This is a genomic window from Streptomyces sp. ATCC 21386 (assembly GCF_018728545.1).
Lineage (GTDB): Bacteria > Actinomycetota > Actinomycetes > Streptomycetales > Streptomycetaceae > Streptomyces.
Window position 1 is genome coordinate 8,611,828 of record NZ_JAAVVL010000001.1, and the last position, 21,235, is coordinate 8,633,062.

A 21,235-nucleotide genomic window follows, 5' to 3' on the forward strand; every position below is an offset into this window, starting at 1 on the left:
GACTACGACTACGACGGGACGGTCGTCCATGACCTGGCTGATCACCGGTGGCGCCGGATACATCGGGGCGCACGTGGTGCGCGCGATGCTCGACGCGGGCGAGGAGGCCGTCGTGTACGACGACCTGTCCACCGGCGTCGCCGAACGGGTACCCGCCGGCGTCCCGTTGGAGGTCGGCTCCACCCTCGACGGGGACCGGCTGGCCCGCGTGATCCGGGAGCGGCACGTCACCGGCGTCGTGCACCTCGCGGCGAAGAAGCAGGTCGCCGAGTCCGTCGAACTGCCCCTGCACTACTACCGGGAGAACGTCGAGGGCCTGCGCACCCTGCTGTCCGCCGTCACGGACGCCGGGGTCGCGTCCTTCGTCCTCTCGTCCTCCGCCGCCGTGTACGGCATGCCCGACGTGGACCTCGTCACCGAGGAGACGCCGTGCCTGCCGATGAGCCCGTACGGCGAGACCAAGCTGGTCGGGGAGTGGCTGGTCCGGGCCACGGGCCGGGCCACCGGGCTGTCGACGGCTTCCCTGCGCTACTTCAACGTGGCCGGCGCGGCGACCCCCGAACTGGCCGACACCGGCGTCTTCAATCTCGTCCCCATGGTCTTCGAGAAGCTCTCCGAGGGCGCCCCGCCCCGGATCTTCGGCGCCGACTACCCGACCCCCGACGGCACCTGCGTCCGGGACTACATCCATGTCGTCGACCTCGCGGAGGCCCACGTGGCGACCGCGCGGCGGCTGCGCGAGGCGCCGGGCACGGACCTCACCCTCAACATCGGGCGCGGGGAGGGCGTATCGGTGCGCGAGATGGTCGACCGGATCACCGCGCTCACCGGTCACGACCTGCCGCCCGTGGTCGTCGACCGGCGGCCCGGCGACCCCGCGCGCGTGGTCGCCTCGGCGAACCGGATCGCCGCCGAACTGGGCTGGAAGGCGCGGTACGGCGTCGAGGACATGATCGCGTCGGCGTGGGCGGGGTGGACGGCGCGGCAGTAGTACCTGTGACGGAATCGACGAGCAGTGGGAACTGTTCGGTGCCGTTTGCTCGTGTGTACTAGGGGAAGCGAACGACGAGCAGACCATGAGTACGAGTACGACAGGGCGTTACGGGGGTAGCGACGGTGCCGGCTTGGGACATCGATCCGATCAACGTGCAGACCACGCTGAAGTCGACCGGTGAGGCGGCCGGCGGTCTGGAGAAGGCCGCCAACTCGCTGGTGTCGAACATGGCGAGCGCGGCCGAGTCGGCCGGTACGGCCGTACCGGGTGGGCAGTTCAACGGACCGATGATCGGGCCGGTGGCCGCGGGCACGCCACGGGTGCCGGTCGGTCCGGTCGCGGCGGCGCTGAGCCAGTACCTCCAGGAGCGGCAGCAGAAGCTGGCGTACATGGCGCAGCGGACCATCGACTCCGTGCAGGGCGCTGCCGATGCCACCAACGCCTACGTCACCGGCGACCTGGACATGGCCGCCACGCACCAGGCCAACGCGCTCAAGGCGACGGTCGTACCGCCACCGCCGGGTGTCGACGGGAACGGCGGGCAGGGGCCGAAGTGAGCGACGACATCCCCGTCATCCCGGAGGAGGTCCCCGAGTTCACCGGCAACCTGGAGCTGCTCGACCAGCACATCGCGGGCGTCCGTTCGGCCGGTACCTCCCTGAAGGACTCGGGCTCGGCGATCCACACCCGCTTCGGCGGCCTCTCCGCGTACTACAAGGCGCCCGAGGCGGAGGCGTTGTTCGCGACGACCGCGCCGGTGGCGGCCAAGGGCGCTGAGTTCGCGACCGAGTTGGAGACCGTGGCCTCGGCGCTGGACACGTACGCCGCCGCCGTCGGCCCGCTCAAGCAGAAGTTCGACCAGCTCCGCCGGGACGCGATCGCCTTCCGCGCGAAGATCGAGGGCGACGACGAGTGGCGCGCCGACGGCGACCTCGTCGAGGAGAACAACAACCGCCGCTCCGACATCAACGCCGCGTACGCCGCGTTCCAGGCCGCCGAACGCGACTGCTACAACAAGATCGTCGGGCTGGTCGGCGGCGAGGCGCTCGTCGTCAACGACGGTTCGAACAAAGAGAACATGTACGGCTACCGGGGTGAGGACCTCGACAACGCCGGTGGTCTGCCCTGGGGCGACCCGGTGGAGGAGTCCAACCCCTGGTACTACATCCACGAGCACGCCTGGGACTTCACGGTCGGCTTCGTCGTGGACGGCGTGTGGGGCACGATCAAGGGCCTCGGCACCCTGGTCGGCTTCAACGGCTGGGACGCGGCGGGCCAGGCCTGGGTCGGCCTCGGCAAGCTCGCCACCGGCATCCTCATCACCGCCGTACCGGTGGTGGGCACCGCGTACTGGCTGGCGCCCGACGACAAGCTGCCCTCCTGGCTGCGTGACTCCCGCACGGCGGTCGTGGAGACCGGCAAGGCGCTGATCGCGTACGACGAGTGGGGCAAGAACCCCTCCCGGGCGGCCGGGGCGGTCACCTTCAACGTCCTGACCACGATCTTCACGGGCGGCGCGGGCGGGGCGGTCTCCGGCGCGGGCAAGGCGGGTGCCATCGCCAAGGCGATCTCCTTCGCGGGCAAGGCCGGCAAGATCGTCGACCCGATGACGTACCTCACCAAGGGCGTCGGCGCGACGGCGGTGAAGATCAGCGACGTCATGGCGAGCCTGCGCGGCATCACCGACGGCACGCACATCCGGCTCGGCGAGGGCACGTACCAGATCGCCGACCCGCCGAACATCGCCGACGAGCTGCCGGCCGGTCTCACCCCCGAGAACAGTGTCCGGATGGAGACGCCGCAGGGCGAGGTCGTCTACCTCGACACCCAGACCCTCGTCGTCCACAACGCGGACGGCACGGTACGGGAGTCCCTGGACGCCATCAGGCACGAGGGCACGGCGGCCGAGCGTGGCGTCGACGCCACGCGACCCGAGACCGAGCTGGTGGGCGCGGGGGCGAAGGTGGGCGAGGGCGGCACCGCTGTGGGGCGCGTCGGCGACGACCGCCTGCCGTCGGCGAACCACGAGACGCCGGGTGGCAACGGAGGGCACGGCGGCGACGGCCGGACCGGTGCCACCGGAGGCGGCCGTACGGAGACCCCGCCCGGCGGACGTACGGAGCACCCGACCGGCGGCCACACCGAGACCTCGGGCGGCGGCCACACCGGGAATCCCTCCGGCGGTGGGCACGGCGGGACACCGGGCGGCGGCCACACCGAGCCCCCCACCGGCGGGCACGGCGGCACCCCGGGCGACGACGGCACAGGCGCCCCGCGCGAGCCGTCGGAGGGGCCCACGCCCCCCGAACGCGGCAACGAGCCGCCGCCGGAGCTCACCCCGCAGCAGAAGGCGGACCACTGGGACCACCTCGACGAGGTCGAGTCCCGCAGTCCCGATGAGTTCGACCAGCTCCAGCGCGACCCCGACAAGAACGGCGGTATCTCCGAGCCCTCCAAGGACGAGGCGAGGGTCGGCCTGGACCTGGCCGAGCAGGGGCGTCTCCCGGACGACATCCAGCGCCCCACGGAGGCGGACCGCGGGGAGTTCTACTCACCGAGCACCGGACGCTACTACGACATCAAGGGCGTCCATTCCGACTGGCCTCCCTTCAACAATGTCCGGGACAAGTCCCTGCCGTTCAAGGGCGCTTATGACCCCGCCAAGAACGAACGCTGGGTCAAGAAGCTGGCGGAACAGATCGTCGAGAAGCAGCGCGTCGTTATCCTGGACATGCGCAATGCGAATCAGGCGGCGATCGACGACATCAAGTCCATCGTCGAGAAGAATGGCTGGGAAGACGATGTCATCTGGTACCCGTAGGAATTGGGCACCCCGCGTGTTCCCGACGGATCCGCAGGCAAAAGCCCGCCTGGAGGAGTGGCTGGGCGCGGGAGGCGAGGGCGCCCTCGACGTCATCGGGCTCGACCTGCGTGACGCGGACCTCTCCGAGGCGAACCTCCAGGAGTCCTGGCTCACCGGCGCGAAACTGGCCGGGGTCAAGCTGGTGGGAGCGGACCTCTACCGTTCCGACGCCGAAGGGGCCGACTTCACGGAGGCCGATCTGACGCGGGCCTCGCTGGTCCGTGTCAACCTCGACGACGCCGTGCTCCGGGGCGCGGTCCTGGACGGCGCGGATCTGGTCAAGGCCTCGCTCTACGACGTGGACGCGACGAATGCCTCCTTTCGCGGCACACGTTTCCTGGGCGCTTCCCTCCTCGATGTGGATTTCCGCGGTGCGGACCTCTCCCATGCCGTTCTGCGGGAGAATTCCTTCAAGGTGACCGTCGATCACCGCACCAAGGTCGAGGGCCTTTCGGGAACCGTGTTCGGCCCTGTCCGGGTGATCGACGATCAGGGTGGCGAGCACGAGGTCGCGGGAGCGGCACTGGAACGTTGGGTGAGCGAACGCGGCGGATCCATCGAGGTGCTTCCCGTCCCCGAGGCGAAGCGCAGCCTGTGACCGGATCTCACCGGCGGCCCCAGGCGCTCTCGGACGTGGTCGATCCGCGGCGCGCGCTCGGTGCGGTGCTCGGCTCCGCCGTCGGGGACGCGCTCGGCGCGCCCTTCGAGTTCGGTCCTGAAGGCGCCTTCTCCGCGCGTTTTCCGAAGGCCGGGCACGGCGGAGAGATGTGCGGGGGTGGTGGATGGGACCCCGGTGAGGCGACCGACGACACCCAGATGGCCGTCCTCGTCGGGGAGTCTCTCGTCGAGCACGGTGGGCTCGAACTGCCCGACGTCTTCCGCCGGTTCCAGCGCTGGGCGGTCTCCGGACCGAAGGACATCGGCATCCAGACCGAGGACGTCCTCACCGGCGGCGACCCCTGGGACCTCGCCGCCGCCCGCCATTTCCAGGTGAACCTGCGGGCCGCGGGCAACGGCGCGCTGATGCGGGCCGCCACCTCGGCCGTGTTCTTCGCGCCGTACGGGCGCGACCCCAGCATGGACGCGGCCCGGCGCCTGTCCGCCCTCACGCACGGCGACCCGGCCGCCTGGGAGGGCACCGCCGTCCTCCACGAACTGGTCCGGATCGCCGTGGCCGGCCGCGACCCGCTCACCGCGCTCCCCGACACCCTGGCCGCGCTCCACCCCGACCACCGCCCCCGGTACGAGGTCGTCCTCGCCGCCGACTGGCACCCCGACCGCGCCACGGAGTTCAACGGCGCCGTCTGGCCCTGCCTGGGCTCCGCCGTCTGGGCCGTACGGACGACCGACTCCTACGAGGACGCCGTACGCGCGGCCGTGGACCTCGGCGGCGACACCGACACGGTCGCGGCCGTGACCGGCGGGCTCGCGGGCGCGGTGCACGGGGTCGAGGCCATCCCGGAGCGCTGGCTGGAGCCGCTGCACGTGCCCCTGCCGGGGTTCGCGGACCGCGTCCTGCGCGTCCCGGAACTCACCCGCCTGGCCACGGAGTTGGCGACCCGGCCCGCCGCCCGCTGACCCTCGCTCTCAGCCCGCACCCGGCTGGTAGCCGCTGATGACGTACTCCGCCTCGTCGTCGATGGCGTCCTCGTCCACGTCCAGGGTGATCCGCGCGGGATGCCCGCCGGCGGCGTACTGGATCTCCGCCGTGTCCGCCTGCTCCTGCCAGGCCTGCTCCAGCATGTCCAACAGGTCGCCGATCTTCGGTATGCGGTCGGGCCCCTGCTCCACCACCGACCGGCTGCCCTCGTCGAGTCCGACCGCCTCGGTCACCTTGCCGTCCCGGACCGTCACCCGGAACCTCCCCGCCAGGACCATCGAGGTGGACGTGAGGGTGTAGACGTACGAGGGGGGCTCCTCCCAGGTGATGGGGGTCCCCGCGGTGGGACTGGTCTGCCTCGGCGAGGCTCGTCCCTTCGGTTCCGAGGACGTCCCGCCGTCGCACGCGACGGTCGTCCCCGCCGTCCCCGCGATCAGCGTGGCGACGAGGAGCGCGGAACGAGCACGGGAGCGTAGGAGAGTCACGGCGACCCCATTCATGAGCGGCTGTGACTAAGACGCCATCCGCCGCCGGAACGTTCGGTCTTCGGCGCGTTCGAGTCGTGTCGCCCCGTCCCGGCACCCCCGGGCCTGCGCCCCTACAGCGCCCGCAACGCCGCCGCCGTGGCCCGCGTCAGGCTCTCCAGATAGCCCTTCGGCAGCTTCGGGGCGCGGACGACCACCGAGCGCCAGTACAGCGGGCCCGAGATCACGTCCAGGGCCAGGTCCTCGTCGACACCCGCGCGGACCTCGCCCCGGGCCACCGCCGCCGCGACGATCCCCGTGGCAACACTCTGCTGCCCCTCCTTCAGCGCCTTCTGCATCGCCTCGGCGATCTCCGGATTGCGGGCGGCCTCGGCCTGGAGGTCGGGGATGATCTGGCCCGCCACCGGGTGCCGCAGCGCGCGGGACGTGACCTCGTAGAGCAGTCGGAGATCGCCCTCCAGCGAGCCCGTGTCCGGCATCGGCAGGCCCTGGACCGCCACCGCCGACACCAGGTCCAGCACCAGGTGCAGCTTGGAGCGCCAGCGGCGGTACACCGCCGTCTTGCCGACGCCCGCGCGGCGCGCGATGCCCTCGATGGACATCCGGGCGTAGCCGACGGCCGCCAGTTCCTCGAAGACCGCCGCCCGGATCGCCTCCGTCACGTCCTCACGGAGCACGGCCGCCCCGGCGGGGGCCCGGCGGCGCGGCCGTGGCGGCGGCTGCCCCTCGGAGGGGTCGGCGTTCGTCGTCATGGTGGACAGCATAGGCCGCGACGACGAAACGGTTGCGTTCCGACGTCGAATCGGCTTAGGCTCACGTTGCGACGATACGGTCCCGTCCCGACGTAAGTGCGGGACAAGGACACCGTAAGAAGCTCCAGCGGTACAGCACTGCGAGCAGTACGCGGACGCCCCCACCAGCGACCTCACCAGCGAAAGCAGCGGATGTGAGCCAGGTCCTCCACACACCACCCCCGACCAGGGCGGACACCCCCCGAAGTGCCCCCGTCGCCGAGACCCCGGCCCAGCTCGCCGAGCGGTACGGCCTCAGCGTCAGCGGGGCCCGCCCGTCGCTCGGCGCGTACGTGCGGCAGCTGTGGGCGCGGCGGCACTTCATCACCGCGTTCGCCACGGCGAAGCTGACCGCGCAGTACAGCCAGGCGAAGCTGGGCCAGGTCTGGCAGATCGCGAACCCCCTGCTGAACGCGGCGGTCTACTACCTGATCTTCGGCCTGCTCATGGACACGAAGAAGGGCGTGCCGGACTACGTCCCGTTCCTCGTGACCGGCGTGTTCGTGTGGACCTTCACCCAGAGCTCGATCATGGCGGGCACCCGCGCCATATCCGGCAGCCTCGGCCTGGTCCGGGCCCTGCACTTCCCCCGGGCCTCGCTCCCCCTGTCGTACTGCCTCCAGCAGCTCCAGCAACTGCTGTTCTCCATGGCCGCGCTGGTCGTGATCCTGCTGGCCTTCGGGGTGCCGGTCGCCGCGTCCTGGCTGCTGATCGTCCCCGCACTGTCACTGCAGTTCTTGTTCAACGCCGGCGTCGCGATGGTGATGGCGCGGATCGGCGCCAAGACCCCCGACATCTCGCAGCTGATGCCGTTCGTGCTGCGCACCTGGATGTACACCTCGGGCGTGATGTTCAGCATCGACCACATCGTCGCCGACCGGAACATCCCGGCGTTCGTACATCTGCTGCTGGAGTGCAACCCGGCGGCCGTCTACATCGACCTCATGCGGTTCGCGCTGATCGACAGCTTCCACGGGAGCCAGCTGCCGCCGCACGTCTGGGCGATCGCGGCGGGCTGGGCGCTCCTCGCGGGCGTCGGCGGGTTCATCTACTTCTGGAAGGCTGAGGAGACGTACGGCCGTGGCTGACACCGTCATCAACCCCACCGTTCCCGGCACCCGGCGGACGGCCGACCAGGTCACCGGCCCCGGCGCCGGCGCCCCGGAGCCCGTCCCGACCGTCGTCGTCGACGGCGTCGACATCGTCTATCGCGTCAACGGCACGGGGGCCGGTCGTGGCACCGCCACCGCCGCGCTCAACCGCATCCTGCGGCGCAAGAAGGCGGAGAAGGCGGCCGGCGTCCGCAAGGTGCACGCCGTGCGGAACGTGTCGTTCACCGCGTACCGGGGCGAGGCCATCGGGCTGATCGGGACGAACGGCTCCGGGAAGTCGACCCTCCTCAAAGCCGTCGCCGGGCTCCTCCCCGTGGAGAACGGACGCATCTACACCGACGGTCAGCCGTCCCTGCTCGGTGTCAACGCGGCCCTGATGAACGACCTCACGGGCGAACGGAACGTCCACCTCGGCGGGCTCGCCATGGGGATGTCCCGGGAGCAGGTCAAGGAGCGGTACCAGGAGATCGTCGACTTCTCGGGCATCAACGAGAAGGGGGACTTCATCACGCTCCCCATGCGTACGTACTCCTCCGGGATGGCGGCCCGGCTGCGGTTCTCCATCGCCGCCGCCAAGGACCACGACGTGCTGCTGATCGACGAGGCGCTGGCGACCGGTGACCGCTCCTTCCAGAAGCGCTCCGAGGCGCGGATCCGTGAGCTGCGGAAGCACGCGGGGACGGTGTTCCTCGTCAGCCACAACAACAAGTCGATCCGGGACACGTGCGATCGGGTGCTGTGGCTGGAACGCGGGGAGCTCCGCATGGACGGGGCGACGGACGAGGTCCTGAAGGAGTACGAGAGGTTCACCGCGGGGAAGAAGTAGGTCCCTTCGCCTCAGACTCGGGGGAAGTTGCGGTTCGGCGAGTGCGCGATCGTCGTGGTTGATCGCGCAGTTGGCCGCGCCCCTTCCCTGCTCACCTCTCCAGGAAAGCGAACAGGGCCTCCCACCGGTCCACGATCTCCTCCGTGCCGTAGCGGCGGATGTTCTGCCTGGCCTTGTCGCCCATGCGGTCGCGCAGGGTCTTGTCGGTCATCAACCGGTCCAGTTTGCGGGCCAGTTCACCCGTGTTGCCGGGGCGGACGAGAAGGCCGTCCTCGCCGTCGCGCACGATCTCGTGGACGCCGGGTGCGCAGTCGAAGGCGACACAGGGGACGCCCATGGCCATGGCTTCCATCAGGGCGAGGGGGAAGCCCTCGCCCCGGGAGGACAGCGCGAAGACCGAGCCGCCACGCAGGGCGCCCGGCACGTCGTGCGTGCGGCCCATCCAGGACACCGAGCCGTCGAGACCGAGGGCCGTGCACTGCTTCCTGAGGAGTTCCTCGTCCTCGCCGGAACCGTAGACGAGCAGCGCCCAGTCGGGGTGCCGGGGCGCCACCTCGGCCCAGGTGTCGAGGAGCATGTCGACACCCTTCTCGTCGCTGAGCCGGCCGATGCTGACGACGGCCTTCGCGGTGCGCGGCGAGGGCTCCTCCGGAATCCAGGGCACGGCGTTGGGCAGGTACGAGGCGTTGTTGAGGCCCTGGCCGATCCACAGGTCGGCGTCCTCGCGAGTGAGGACGAGCATGCGGTCGACGTCCCGGTAGTACGTGAGCACCCGCCGGAAGCGGGAGGAGCGTCGGGAGGTCTCGAAGGACTCGTGGCTCATCCCGATGACGGTCAGACCGCCGGTGTCGGCGAGCCGCACCCACTCCATCGCCCACACCTGGGTCACGATCACGACCCCGCCGGGGCGCGCGGCCCGGAACAGGCCGGTCAGCACGGTCGCCCGGTCCCGCATGCTCGCCTCCCGCGCCCGGCCGGGGGGCGGCGGCTGGCCGTCGTACAACCGGGTGGTGGGGTACGGGAGTTCACCGAGGGGGTGCGGGTCCTCGGGGGTGGTGATCCCGATGACGTGGACACGGTGGCCGCGCTCGGTGAGGAGCCGGGCCAGATGATGGGACCAACTGGTCACACCACCCGTCTCGTCCACACTGTTGGACACCAGGAAGACGTCCCGGCCGATCACTTGCGCCTCCACTCGGAGAAGAACTGGTCGACGACGCTCCGGGCCGCGGTCCCCTTGTCGTACTCGCCGAAGGCGGCCGTGAACCGATCCCGCGCGGCGGCGTACTTGAGCGTCTGCTCGTCCAGCGAGGAGTCGCGCAGGACGGCGTGCAGCTCCTCCTCCGTGCGCACGATCGGACCCGGCGCGCGTTCGAGGAGGTCGAAGTAGGTGCCGCGGCCCTCGTGGACGTACTCCTCGTAGTCGTAGGTGAAGAAGAACATCGGGCGGTCGAGCAGCGCGTAGTCGAACATCACCGACGAGTAGTCCGTGATCAGCGCGTCCGCGAGGGCGAGGACGGGCGTCACGTCGTGGTGGTCGGACACGTCGACGACGCGGCCCCGGACCGACGGCGGGAGCACGACGTGGTTGAGGTAGTGGGCGCGGACGAGCAGCACGTACTCGTCGCCGAAGGTCTCCGCGAAGCGCTCCACGTCGAAGGGGAGGGCGAAGCGGCGCTGCCCCTGGTGGCGGAAGGTGGGGGCGTAGAGCAGGACCTTCTTGTCCGCCGGGATCGCGGAGATCTCGGGGATGCCCAACTCGGCGGTGAGCCGCGCGCGTTGGTCCGCCCGGTCCGTCTCCCGGGCCCGGACGAGCGCGTCGTTGCGCGGATAGCCCACCCGCAGCAGCACCTTCTCCCGCAGCCGGAAGGCCTTCGCCAGGGTGCGCACGTCGTGCTCCGAGCGGATCAGGAAGTGGTCGAAGCGGTCGAGGGTGCGCTGCTGCTCGGCCTGCTCGGCGCGGGACTTGAGCTTCCAGCCGGGCTCGTCGAAGCCCATGCGCTTGAGCGCGGAGCCGTGCCAGGTCTGGAGGTAGGTCGTGCCCGGACGCTTGGTCAGTTTCAGCGGGAAGCTCTGGTTGTCGATCCAGAACTCGGCGCGGGCCAGCGCCCGCAGATACGGCAGCGACCAGCGCCGGACGAGGGTGGCGTCGGCCGGGAACCCCTCGGGGCGGCCCGTGTACGACCACACCGCCTCGAAGTCGAGACCCTGGCGGCGCATCTCCTCGTAGATCGCCCGGGGGCTGTCGCTGTACTGCCGACCGAGGTGGCTCTCGAACACCACCAGCCGCCGCTGCTTCGGCATCCGCTGGAACACCTCGCGATACAGGCGGATTTTGGCGTCTCCGGAGGTGGCCTTCTTGCGCAGCGCCTTCGCCTTGCGGTAGCCGGACTTGGCGAGTCTGCCGGGCGCACCCTGGAGGCCCCGGGTGACGAGGACGGTGGCCTTCTTGTCGGGGACCAGCCGGAACGCGAGGTGGCCGCGGGCGGAGATCTGCGGCTCGACCCGGTCGCCGACCAGCCGCGTGAGCCGCGGCCGGACCGGCAGTTCGCCGCCCGCCAGCCCCGGTTCGGCGGCCGTCAGCCGGCTCGTGGTGCGCTCGCCGTCGACGTCGAGGTGGAGGCGTACGTCCCACACGGCGTCCACGATGCCCAGCGGGCGGAGCGTCCGGGAGATGTCGGCGTCGGCCCGCCACGTGATGTACGGGCCGTCGTGCCGGATGGTCGCCACCGGCACCCGGAAGGTCTGGAACCGCACGCCGGGGCGGCGGGCGTAGAACTCCAGCGAGGCGGAGAGCCGGGCGCCTGGCGGGACGACCCCGAGGGGGTTGGTGACGCGTCCGGCGAGACGGACACCGCCCCGGCCCGACTCCTCGTACTCCGTCAGCTCGTTGCGCAGGAAGAGCTTGCGGACCGGTCGGGCGTGGTAGCCGAGTTCGGTGACGTCCAGGATCCGGCGCGCGAACTCCCCTTCCTCCCCGGGGGCGTCCAGGTGCTCGGCGCACCAGTAGATCCGCCCGTCGCGCTCGACGAGGGGCGCGGAGACCTTGTCGCGGTTGGTGAGCGTGTCCACGGCCGGCAGCAGGTTGTCCCAGTCGCCCATCCGCAGCAGATAGGCGCAGACGGCGTGGATGGGTTCGACCTCGTCGTAGGCGGCCGGGTCGATCGACGCCAGATAGGCGCGGGCCAGTCCGGCGAACTCCTGACGGTAGGCCGCGTCCCGGAACGGCAGGTCACGCAGGTGCAGCACCAGGTCGTGCTTGAGGAACTTGACGTCCTTGTGGAACTTCAGCTCCGCCATGCCCTGGCCCGCGAGGAGCCGGTCCACCCGGCGGTGGATCTCCATCCGGTGCGCGAAGTTGGCGATCTCGGCCCGCCGGTTGCTGATCGACTTGGCCTGCGCCTTCTCGGCCACGTTCCAGTCGTAGACCCGGTTGGGGATGAGGGCGATGCGGCGGGCGGCCGCGTACGCCTGGGCGGAGAAGAAGAGGTCCTCGTAGTGGATGCCGACGGGGAACAGCAGCCCGCCCTCGACGAGGAAGTCCCGGCGGTAGCACTTGTTGGTGGACAGCGTGTCGTAGACCAGCAGGTCGGGCAGCTCGGAGACGGAGTCGAGGGTACGGGTGCGGGTGTACAGCCACGGGTACCACGGGACCTCCTTCCGATTGCGGGTGTCCACGTGGACGCGGACGCAGAGACCGGAGACGAGATCGGCCCCTGTGCTCTCGGCGGCCTCCAGCAGGTTGCGGCAGGCGTTGCGCTCCAGGACGTCGTCGCTGTCGAGGAAGACGACGTACTCGCCCCGGGTCTCCCGGATGCCCGCGTTGCGGGGCGCGCCGCAGCCGCCGCTGTTCTCGGGCAGCCGGTACGCGCGCACGCGGTCCGGGTGCTCGGCGGCGAGGCGGGCGGCCACCTCGTAGGAGCCGTCCGTGCTGTGGTCGTCGACGATCACGACCTCGACGCTCCGCAGCGTCTGCTCCAGCACCGAGCGGACGGCCGTGGGCAGCCTGGCCTCGTCGTTGTAGACGATCACGACGACGGATACGGCGGGTCGCTGGTCCACGTCCGCGTTCACCCCATCAATCCCGTTCGTTCCGTTCGTTCCTTACCTACCTGCTTCTACCCTCTATAGACCGTGGTGCGGCCGAGGGCCACTTGGGTAGATGTCCTCGGCGGTACGCGGGTTGCCTCACCGCCCTCTGCCGGCCCCCTGCCGCGATACCCTCCGAAGACGTGCTGAGCGGAGGGGGCGGTCGATGCGTGGGGTGGTACCTGAGCCGCTGCGGACGGAGGATCCGCGGGAGATCGCCGGGTATCCCCTGTACGCCCGGATCGGTGAGGGCGGCATGGGCACCGTCTATCTCTCGCGCAGCCGGGGCGGCCAGCCGGTCGCGCTGAAGCTGGTCCGCCCGGAGTACGCGGGCAGCCCCGCCTTCCGTGAACGGTTCGCCCGCGAGGTGGCCGCCGGGCGCCGGGTGTCCGGCTACCACCTGGTGCCGATCGTCGACCACGACGCCGGTGCCGAGCGGCCCTGGCTGGCCACGCACTACGTTCCGGGTGTCCCCCTCGACCAGGCACTGGAGGCCCACGGCCCGCTCCCGGTCGCCACCGTCCTGCAACTGCTGGCGTGCGCCGCGTACGCCCTGGACGCCGTGCACACCGCCGGGGTGATCCACCGTGACGTCAAGCCCGCCAACCTGCTGCTGGCCGCGGACGGGCCCTGGCTGCTCGACTTCGGCATCGCCCGGGCGGCCGGCGCGGCGACCCTCACCACCGCCGGACGCCTGATCGGCACCCCGCGCTACATGTCCCCCGAGCACGCGCTCGGCCGCCGGGTCACCTCCGCGTCCGACGTGTTCGCGCTGGGCCTGATCGCCGCGGTCGCCGCGACCGGCAGCCATCCGTACGGGCGCGGCAACCCGCTGGCCATCGCCACGCGCATCGCGGCCACGGACGTTTCCCCGCCCGCGCTGGACGGCATCGGGCGCCCCCTCGTGGACGTCATCCGCCGCTGTCTGACCGCCGACCCGGCGTCCAGGCCCTCCGCGGCGGCCGTCGCCGAGCACTGCGCGGGGGCGGCCCGCCGGGACGTCCGGGACTTCGCGGGCTGGCTCCCGGGGCCGGTGGCCACGTCGGTGAGCATCATCGAGACGGCCTTCCGGACGCTGTCCCTGACGGAGGCACCGACGGCTCCGACGCCCCACATCTCGGAGGCGCCGACCGCCCGGCGTCTCCCGCCGACGGCACCGATCACCGTGCGGGACGAGGAGTGGCGGCGCCGGGTACGCCGGGATCCGTGACTTCGGTGCGGATGGGTGGGGTGCCGGCTCTGCGGGCCTGAAAAGCACGGGACGCAGCCCCTGCTTTTCAGGGGCGCGGGGAACTGCGCGGGAAGCCCCACCGGTCCACACGGCGCCGACGCACCCGAACCCCCGAGCTATAAGGCGCACCCCCAACCCCCGGGAACCGCAACACCCACCCCAAGTGTCATAAGTGCCGTATAAGCTTCGGACCGCTCCAAGTGCCCACACCGGCACCAGAGTTCGGCACCGCACCGGGGGAGGCTCCCATCAGTACCCACACCGGCGACATTCTGAGCCCTCTGGGACCGCAGGACCCACGAGAGACGGCCGGCTACCACCTGCAGGCCCGCATCGGCGAGGGCGGCATGGGCACGGTCTACCTGTCGCACACCCGCGGCGGCCAGCCCGTCGCCCTGAAGGTCATCCGCCGCGAGTACGGCCAGGACGCCGACTTCCGCCGCCGTTTCGAGCAGGAGGTGCAGGCCGCCCGCCGTGTGCAGGGCTACCACATCGTCCCGGTCGTCGACCACGACACCACCGGCGAACTCCCCTGGCTGGCCTCGGCGTTCATCGCCGGCATCCCCCTGCACGACGCCCTGGTCGCCTTCGGCCCGCTCCCCCTGCCCGCCGTGTTCCAGCTCGTCGGCTGCGCCGCCCGCGCCCTCACCTCGATCCACGCGGCCGGAGTCATCCACCGCGACCTCAAGCCCAGCAACATCCTGCTGGGCTCCCAGGGCCCGTACGTCATCGACTTCGGCATCGCCCGCGCCGCCGACGCCACCCATCTCACCCAGTCCGGCGGCCTGATCGGCACCCCGCAGTACATGTCGCCGGAACACGCCCTCGGCGAGCAGGTCACCCCGGCCACCGACGTCTTCTCCCTCGGCCTGATCGCGGCGGTCGCCGCCACCGGACGCCACCCGTACGGCGACGGCGGCGCCATCACCATCGCCGCACAGATCGCCAACACCTCCCAGCGCCCGCCGAAGCTCGACGGCTACGACGAGCGGCTGCGCCCCCTGCTGGAGCGCTGCCTGACCGCCGACCCGGCCGAGCGCATCGGCACCGAGGAACTGGCCGCGCTCTGCCAGGAGTCGGCGGGCCGCGGCATCAGCGACTTCACCGGCTGGCTCCCGGAGCCGCTCACCGCCGAGATCGCCCGCCGCGAGCAGTCCGCCCAGGCCCCGCCCCAGCCGGCGGCACCCCGGATGCCGGCCGCGCCCCCGACCACGGCCCCGTCGGCTCCCGCACCCCCGCCCCACGACCCGACGGCCCAGGGCCAGGCGTACGCCCAGGGCACCACCCAGGGCGTGCCCCAGGCGGCCCCGACACCGCCGCCGACCGGCTTCGGCCCGCCGGCCCAGGGCCAGGCCCCGACCCCCGGCTACGGCTACCCGCCCCCGGCCACCGACACCTACAACCTCAGCCCGCAGGCCCCCGCCTCCACGCCGGCCCCGCCCAAGAAGAGCCGTCGCGGCCTGAAGGCGGCCCTGGTCGCCCTCGCCCTGGTCCTCGTGGCCGGCTCCGGCGCGGCCGCCGCCGTGTACGTGATGGGCAAGGACGACAGCAATAACTCGGCGAGCAACGGCACCAAGGACAGCGGCAGGAAGGACGGTGCCGACGGCGACAAGGGCTCCTCCACACCGAGCCCGTCCCCGACGAAGGCCGACACCGGCTCCGACACCGGCTCCGGCGACCAGGGCGGCGAAGGGGACGGAACAGACCCGAGCGCCTCCCCCTCCATCCCCGCGAACGCCCAGTACTCGGAGATCTTCGAGGGCAAGTCGTTCACGCTCCGCACACCCGCGGGCTCGGCCTACGTCAACGTCGACTTCGACAAGCCGGAGGTCGACACCGAGGACGAGATGGTCGACACCCTGAAGGACATGTACCTCGACAGCAGTTACTGGTACTTCGACACCACGATGGGCAAGAGCGCGGGCACCACACCGCAGGAGTGCGCCGAGGGCACGGGGACCGACGTGCTGCCCTCCAGCCTGGACTCCGGCGCCTTCGGCGAGGAAGCCGAGATCGACAAGGGTGTCAGGCTCTGCACGGTCACCAAGCAGGGCAACCTCGCCATGTACGAGATCACCGGCCTGACCCCGGGCGAGTACAGCTGGGAAGTTCCCACGGTGCAGGGCAAGCTGACCCTCTGGGAGATCACCGAGTAGTCCCGGCGACCCGCACGCGGAAGGGGGCGCCCCACAGCCGTGGAGCGCCCCCTTCGCCGTGCTCGGCGTACCCGTACCGCTACGAGTGCGAACGCAGCAGTGTCCGCATCGTCCGCATCGCCACCGACAGGTTGGCGAGGTCGAACGCGTCGGAGCCCTGGATCTCCTCCAGGGTCGTCCGCGCCCGGCCCAGCAGCGCGGCGTTCTTCTGCTCCCACAGCTTGAAGCGCTGCTCCGGCGTGGAGGTGCCGTTGCCCGCCGAGAGGACCTCGGCGGTGAGGGAGGCGTGGGCGGCGTACAGGTCCTCGCGGATCGCCGCGCGGGCCATGGACTGCCAGCGGTCCGCGCGCGGCAGCTCGATGATGCGGTCCATGAGCTGGGTGATGCGCAGCCGGTCGGCGAGGTCGTAGTACACCTCGGCGACCTCCATCGGCGTCCGCCCGACCCGGTCGGCGACCGCGACGATGTCGAGCGTCGGGAAGGCCGAGGAGAAGCCCGCGACGCGCGTGGCCAGCTCCTCCGGGACTCCGGCGCCCGTCAGCTCGTCGTAGATCTTCTGGTACCACTCCAGGTCGGCGCCGCGCAGGAGCTTCGGCAACTCGCCCCAGACCAGGTGCACGCCCTCGGAGAAGAACGCGATGGTCTCGCTGAGCTGCAGCGGCTGCGGCCGGTTGTTGAGCAGCCAGCGCGTGCCGCGCTCGACCAGGCGACGGGAGTGCAGCCGGATCCGGGTCTGGACGGCCGCGTCGACCTTGTTGTCCAGGCCCTCGACCGCGTCCCACACGGCGCCCGATCCGAAGATGGCGCGGGAGGCGGTCTGCGCGCGGACGATCTCCTCCAGCGAGGCCCCGGTCTCCTCGCGCAGCCGGTGCAGGAAGCTCGTACCGCCCGTGTTGACCGTGTCGTTGACCAGCAGGGTCGTGACGATCTCCCGGCTCAGCGGGTGGCTGTCGACATGCTCGGGGAACCGTTCGTGCAGCGCGGCAGGGAAGTACGCGTGCAGCAGCTTGCGCAGGTAGGGGTCGTCCGGCAGCGAGGTGTGCAGCAGCTCCTCGGCGACCGTGATCTTCGTGTACGCCAGCAGGACGGCCGTCTCGGGGCCGGTGAGGCCGTGCCCGGTGTTCAGTCGCTCGCGGATCTGCCGGTCGGTCGGCAGGAATTCGAGCGCCCGGTCGAGGTGGCCCTCCCTGACCAGGTGGCGCATGAAGCGCTGCTGGGCGTGGAGCATGTCCGAGGACTGGGCGAGGGCGTTGGCGATCGCCGTGTTCTGCGCGTAGTTGTTGCGCAGGACGAGCCGGCCGACCTCGTCGGTCATCTCGGCGAGCAGCTTGTTGCGCTGCTTGACGGTCATGTCCCCGTCGGTGACCAGGCCGTTGAGCAGGATCTTGATGTTCACCTCGTGGTCGGAGGTGTCCACGCCCGCGCTGTTGTCGATGGCGTCGGTGTTGACCCGTCCGCCGTTCTGCGCGAACTCGATCCGGCCCAGCTGGGTGAGGCCCAGGTTGCCGCCCTCGCCGACGACCTGGACCCGCAGGTCGGCGCCGTCGACCCGGATCGCGTCGTTGGCCTTGTCGCCGACGTCGGCGTGCGACTCGGACGCGGCCTTCACGTACGTACCGATGCCGCCGTTCCACAGCAGGTCGACCGGGGCCTTGAGGATGGCCTTCATCAGGTCGGCCGGGGTCATCTTGGCGATCTTGTCCTCGATGCCGAGGACGTCCCGGATGTGGGCGTTGATCGGGATCGCCTTGGCGGTGCGGGGGAAGACGCCGCCGCCGGTGGAGATCAGATCGGTGTCGTAGTCGGCCCAGCTGGAGCGGGGCAGCTCGAAGACGCGGCGGCGCTCGGCGTAGGAGGTGGCCGCGTCGGGGCTGGGGTCGATGAAGATGTGCCGGTGGTCGAAGGCGGCGACGAGCCGGATGTGCTCGCTGAGCAGCATGCCGTTGCCGAACACGTCACCGGACATGTCACCGATGCCGACGACCGTGAAGTCCTCGGTCTGGGTGTCGACCCCCAGCTCCCGGAAGTGCCGCTTGACCGACTCCCAGGCGCCGCGCGCGGTGATGCCCATGCCCTTGTGGTCGTATCCGGCGCTGCCGCCGGAGGCGAAGGCGTCCCCGAGCCAGAAGTTGTAGCTCTCGGCGACCTCGTTGGCGATGTCGGAGAAGGTCGCGGTGCCCTTGTCGGCGGCGACGACGAGATAGGTGTCGTCCTCGTCGTGCCGTACGACGTCGGCCGGCGGCACGACCTCGCCCGCGACCATGTTGTCGGTGATGTCGAGCAGGGCGGAGATGAAGGTCTTGTAGCTGCGGATGCCCTCGGCCAGCCAGGCGTCCCGGTCCACGGAGGGATCGGGCAGCTGCTTGGCGACGAAACCGCCCTTGGCGCCGACGGGCACGATGACGGTGTTCTTCACCATCTGCGCCTTGACCAGGCCGAGGATCTCGGTCCGGAAGTCCTCGCGGCGGTCGGACCAGCGCAGCCCGCCTCGGGCGACCTTCCCGAACCGCAGGTGCACGCCCTCGACGCGCGGCGAGTACACCCAGATCTCGAACGCCGGGCGCGGCGCCGGGAGATCCGGGATGGCCTGCGGGTCGAACTTCATGGAGACGTAGTCGTGCGGCTTGCCGCCGGCCGCCTCCTGGAAGAAGTTCGTGCGCAGCGTCGCCTTGATGACGGTGAGGAAGGACCGCAGGATCCGGTCCTCGTCGAGCGAGGCCACCTGGTCGAGCGCGGCGTCGACCTCTTCGAGGAGCGCGTCGACGATCTCCCGCCCGGCGCGCTGCCGGTCCGGCGACATCCGCGCTTCGAACAGCGACACGAGCAACCGGGTGGTGTGGACGTTGTTGCGGAGGGTGTCCTCCATGTAGTCCTGGCTGAAGGTGGACCCGGCCTGCCGCAGGTACTTGGCGTACGCGCGCAGCACCATGGCCTGCCGCCAGGTGAGGCCGGCGCTCAGCACCAGCGCGTTGAACCCGTCGTTCTCGGCCTGCCCGGTCCAGGTGGCGGCGAAGGCCTCCTGGACCCGCTCCCGGGCGTCGTCCCCGGCGTAGTCCACGCTCCCGGCCTGCGCCCTGGGCATCCGCAGCCCGAAGTCGTAGATCCACGCGGTCGTCCGGTCCGAGCAGCGCAGCTCGTACGGCCGCTCGTCGATGACCTCGACGCCGATGCGGTTGAGGACGGGCAGCACCGCGGAGAGCGAGACGGAGCCGCCCTTGCGGTAGATCTTGAAGCGGCGCTCGTCGGGCGCGGCGCCCACCGGCTCGTACAGGCTCAGCTCGAAGTCCTCGTCCTGGTCGAGGGCTTCGAGGCGGCAGAGGTCCGCGACGGCGGAGCGGGGGTTGTGGTCGGCCTTGTACCCCTCCGGAATGGCGTTGCCGTACTTGCGCAGCATCTCGGCGGCGCGTTCCTCGCCGACCTCGGCGTTGAGCGCCTCGGCGAACCCGTCGGACCAGGACCGGGCGGCCTCGACGAGCTTGGCCTCCAGCCGGTCCTTGTCGGCGTCGCTGAGGTGCGGCAGTTCGGTGCCCGGCTGGACGCGGACCACGAAGTGCAGCCGGGAGAGGATCGATTCGGTGTTCCAGGCGGTGAAGTCGACGCTGATGCCGCCCAGTTCCTCCTTCAGGATGTCGATGATCCTCAGGCGTACGCCGGTGGTGTAGCGGTCGCGCGGGAGGTAGACAAGGGCGGAGTAGTAACGCCCGTACTCGTCCTGGCGCAGGTAGAGCCGCAGCCGTCGGCGCTCCTGGAGGTAGAGCACGGAGGTGACGATGGACCGCAGCTCGTCGGCAGATGTCTGGAACAGCTCGTCGCGCGGGTAGGTCTCCAGGATCTGGAGCAGGTCGCGTCCGTCGTGGCTGTTGGGCGAGAACCCGGCGCCGACGAGGACCTCGTCGACCTTGCGGCGGATGACGGGCACCCGGCGCACGGACTCGGTGTAGGCGGCGGAGGAGAACAGGCCGAGGAAGCGCCGCTCGCCGATCACGTTGCCCTCGGCGTCGAACTTCTTCACACCCACGTAGTCGAGGTAGGACGGCCGGTGGACGGTGGCCCGGCTGTTGGCCTTCGTCAGGACGAGGATCTTGTGCTCACGGGCCTTGGCGCGGGCGTCGGCGGGCAGTCGCTCGAAGGAGGAGCTGACGGGGTGCTGGTCCTCCCCGGCGTGGTGCGGGTCGGAGCGCAGGATGCCGAGGCCGGTGCCGGCGACGGCGGCTAGCGAGTCGTCCTCGCGCAGCTCGTACTCGCGGTAGCCGAGGAAGGTGAAGTGGTCGTCGGCGAGCCAGCGCAGCAGCTCGCGGGCCTCCTCCACCTCCTCTCCGCGCAGGTCGTCGGCGGTGTGCTCGGCGGGCAGCCCGTCGGCGATCCGGACCGCAGCGTCCCTCATCTTCTCCCAGTCCTCGACGGCCTCGCGGACGTCGGACAGGACGCGCAGCAGATCGTTGTTGATCTGCTTGAGGTCGGCGCGGTCGGTCTCGCGGTCGATCTCGACGTGGATCCAGGACTCGATGTGCGCGTCGTGCGGCAGCGTCTCCCCTGCGGCCACGGCGGCGGACGCCGCGGCGACGGCGGCGGGGTCGACGATCAGCTCGACGAGCTTGCCGGTGACGTCCCGCCGGACGACGACCTGGGGGTGGATGACGACGTGGATGCCGCGTCCCTGCCGTGACAGCTCGTTGGTCACGGAGTCGACGAGGAAGGGCATGTCGTCGGTGACGACCTCGACGACGGAGTGGCTGCACGTCCAGCCGTTCTCCTCGACGGTCGGGGTGTGCACCCGCACGTTGGCCGTTCCCTGGGGGCGGTTCTCGGCCAGCCGGTAGTGGGAGTGGGCGGCTCCGAAGACGTCGACCGGGTCGCGGCCGCTGAGGTCCTCCGGGGCGGTGTGCAGGTAGTAGCGCTGGAGGAACGCGAGCACGGTCTCCCGGTCCGGGATGTCGGAGGTACTCTCGCTCGTCGTCCCAGTCGGTAGATACCCCCCGACCGGGCTGTTCTCAGCTACCCGGGCGGCCCGTTCGAGCAGCTCGGCCTTGGCTTCGTCCAGCTTGGTCTGCATTGTCCTCTGGCTCCTGTCGCGCGCCGTTGCGTGAC

The 21,235-nt window shown here is 70.9% G+C and carries 14 protein-coding genes; 9 read left to right on the forward strand and 5 right to left on the reverse strand.

Annotated features, from left to right (window positions below; translation table 11 throughout):
* Positions 1–28 precede the first annotated feature (28 nt).
* The 5 genes from galE to GWK25_RS36925 all read left to right on the forward strand — a co-directional run bounded on the left by galE (position 29) and on the right by GWK25_RS36925 (position 5,435).
* A complete protein-coding gene (gene galE, locus GWK25_RS36905) occupies positions 29–991 on the forward strand; it encodes a UDP-glucose 4-epimerase GalE (RefSeq protein ID WP_215455820.1) in 963 nt (320 codons plus the stop codon).
* 125 nt (positions 992–1,116) lie between these two features.
* Entirely contained in the window at positions 1,117–1,551 is a 435-nt protein-coding gene (locus GWK25_RS36910; protein WP_215455821.1) for a DUF6507 family protein, read from the forward strand.
* The gene (locus tag GWK25_RS44035; protein ID WP_308404411.1) at positions 1,548–3,815 is read left to right on the forward strand and encodes a hypothetical protein; all 2,268 of its coding nucleotides are present in this window, start codon (positions 1,548–1,550) and stop codon (positions 3,813–3,815) included. The genes GWK25_RS36910 and GWK25_RS44035 overlap by 4 nt, the downstream gene beginning before the upstream one ends.
* A 16-nt stretch (positions 3,816–3,831) precedes the next feature.
* Positions 3,832–4,455 (forward strand): pentapeptide repeat-containing protein, encoded by a 624-nt coding sequence (locus GWK25_RS36920; RefSeq protein ID WP_308010835.1) that lies wholly within the window; start codon positions 3,832–3,834, stop codon positions 4,453–4,455.
* Complete coding sequence (locus GWK25_RS36925; protein WP_374200664.1) at positions 4,452–5,435, forward strand: ADP-ribosylglycohydrolase family protein; 984 nt, start codon at positions 4,452–4,454, stop codon at positions 5,433–5,435. The genes GWK25_RS36920 and GWK25_RS36925 overlap by 4 nt, the downstream gene beginning before the upstream one ends.
* A gap of 9 nt (positions 5,436–5,444) precedes the next feature.
* Here GWK25_RS36925 and GWK25_RS36930 read toward each other — a convergent pair whose 3' ends face one another.
* A complete protein-coding gene (locus GWK25_RS36930; protein WP_308010834.1) occupies positions 5,445–5,942 on the reverse strand; it encodes a DUF6174 domain-containing protein in 498 nt (165 codons plus the stop codon).
* Positions 5,943–6,055: 113 nt separating this feature from the next.
* A complete protein-coding gene (locus GWK25_RS36935) occupies positions 6,056–6,694 on the reverse strand; it encodes a TetR/AcrR family transcriptional regulator (RefSeq protein WP_215455824.1) in 639 nt (212 codons plus the stop codon).
* Positions 6,695–6,888: 194 nt separating this feature from the next.
* Between GWK25_RS36935 and GWK25_RS36940 the strand changes: the two genes are divergently transcribed.
* Both GWK25_RS36940 and GWK25_RS36945 read left to right on the forward strand, forming a co-directional pair.
* Positions 6,889–7,821, forward strand: coding sequence for an ABC transporter permease (locus GWK25_RS36940; protein ID WP_215455825.1), 933 nt, complete (start codon positions 6,889–6,891; stop codon positions 7,819–7,821).
* Positions 7,814–8,671, forward strand: a complete 858-nt coding sequence (locus GWK25_RS36945) for an ABC transporter ATP-binding protein (RefSeq protein WP_215455826.1) — start codon at positions 7,814–7,816, stop codon at positions 8,669–8,671. The genes GWK25_RS36940 and GWK25_RS36945 overlap by 8 nt, the downstream gene beginning before the upstream one ends.
* Positions 8,672–8,762: 91 nt before the next feature.
* Here the strand turns inward: GWK25_RS36945 and GWK25_RS36950 are convergent, their stop codons facing one another.
* Both GWK25_RS36950 and GWK25_RS36955 read right to left on the reverse strand, forming a co-directional pair.
* Positions 8,763–9,854, reverse strand: a complete 1,092-nt coding sequence (locus tag GWK25_RS36950; RefSeq protein ID WP_215455827.1) for a glycosyltransferase — start codon at positions 9,852–9,854, stop codon at positions 8,763–8,765.
* A complete protein-coding gene (locus tag GWK25_RS36955; protein ID WP_308404412.1) occupies positions 9,851–12,733 on the reverse strand; it encodes a bifunctional glycosyltransferase family 2 protein/CDP-glycerol:glycerophosphate glycerophosphotransferase in 2,883 nt (960 codons plus the stop codon). Before GWK25_RS36955 ends, GWK25_RS36950 begins: the two co-directional genes overlap by 4 nt.
* Before the next feature lie 193 nt (positions 12,734–12,926).
* Between GWK25_RS36955 and GWK25_RS36960 the strand changes: the two genes are divergently transcribed.
* Both GWK25_RS36960 and GWK25_RS36965 read left to right on the forward strand, forming a co-directional pair.
* Positions 12,927–13,970: a serine/threonine-protein kinase gene (locus tag GWK25_RS36960; protein WP_215455829.1), complete on the forward strand. Its 1,044-nt coding sequence runs from the start codon at positions 12,927–12,929 to the stop codon at positions 13,968–13,970.
* Between the two features lie 221 nt (positions 13,971–14,191).
* The gene (locus tag GWK25_RS36965; RefSeq protein WP_308404413.1) at positions 14,192–16,147 is read left to right on the forward strand and encodes a serine/threonine-protein kinase; all 1,956 of its coding nucleotides are present in this window, start codon (positions 14,192–14,194) and stop codon (positions 16,145–16,147) included.
* A 79-nt stretch (positions 16,148–16,226) separates the two neighbouring features.
* Here GWK25_RS36965 and GWK25_RS36970 read toward each other — a convergent pair whose 3' ends face one another.
* Complete coding sequence (locus GWK25_RS36970) at positions 16,227–21,200, reverse strand: NAD-glutamate dehydrogenase (RefSeq protein ID WP_215455830.1); 4,974 nt, start codon at positions 21,198–21,200, stop codon at positions 16,227–16,229.
* Positions 21,201–21,235 lie beyond the last annotated feature (35 nt).

What these genes read in the sequence shown, in the direction of transcription:
- galE (WP_215455820.1), top strand. Translation starts at nt 29, where the DNA reads ATGACCTGGCTGATCACCGGTGGCGCCGGATACATCGGGGCGCACGTG.
- GWK25_RS36935 (WP_215455824.1), bottom strand. Translation starts at nt 6,694, where the DNA reads ATGACGACGAACGCCGACCCCTCCGAGGGGCAGCCGCCGCCACGGCCG.
- GWK25_RS36960 (WP_215455829.1), top strand. Translation starts at nt 12,927, where the DNA reads ATGCGTGGGGTGGTACCTGAGCCGCTGCGGACGGAGGATCCGCGGGAG.
- GWK25_RS36970 (WP_215455830.1), bottom strand. Translation starts at nt 21,200, where the DNA reads ATGCAGACCAAGCTGGACGAAGCCAAGGCCGAGCTGCTCGAACGGGCC.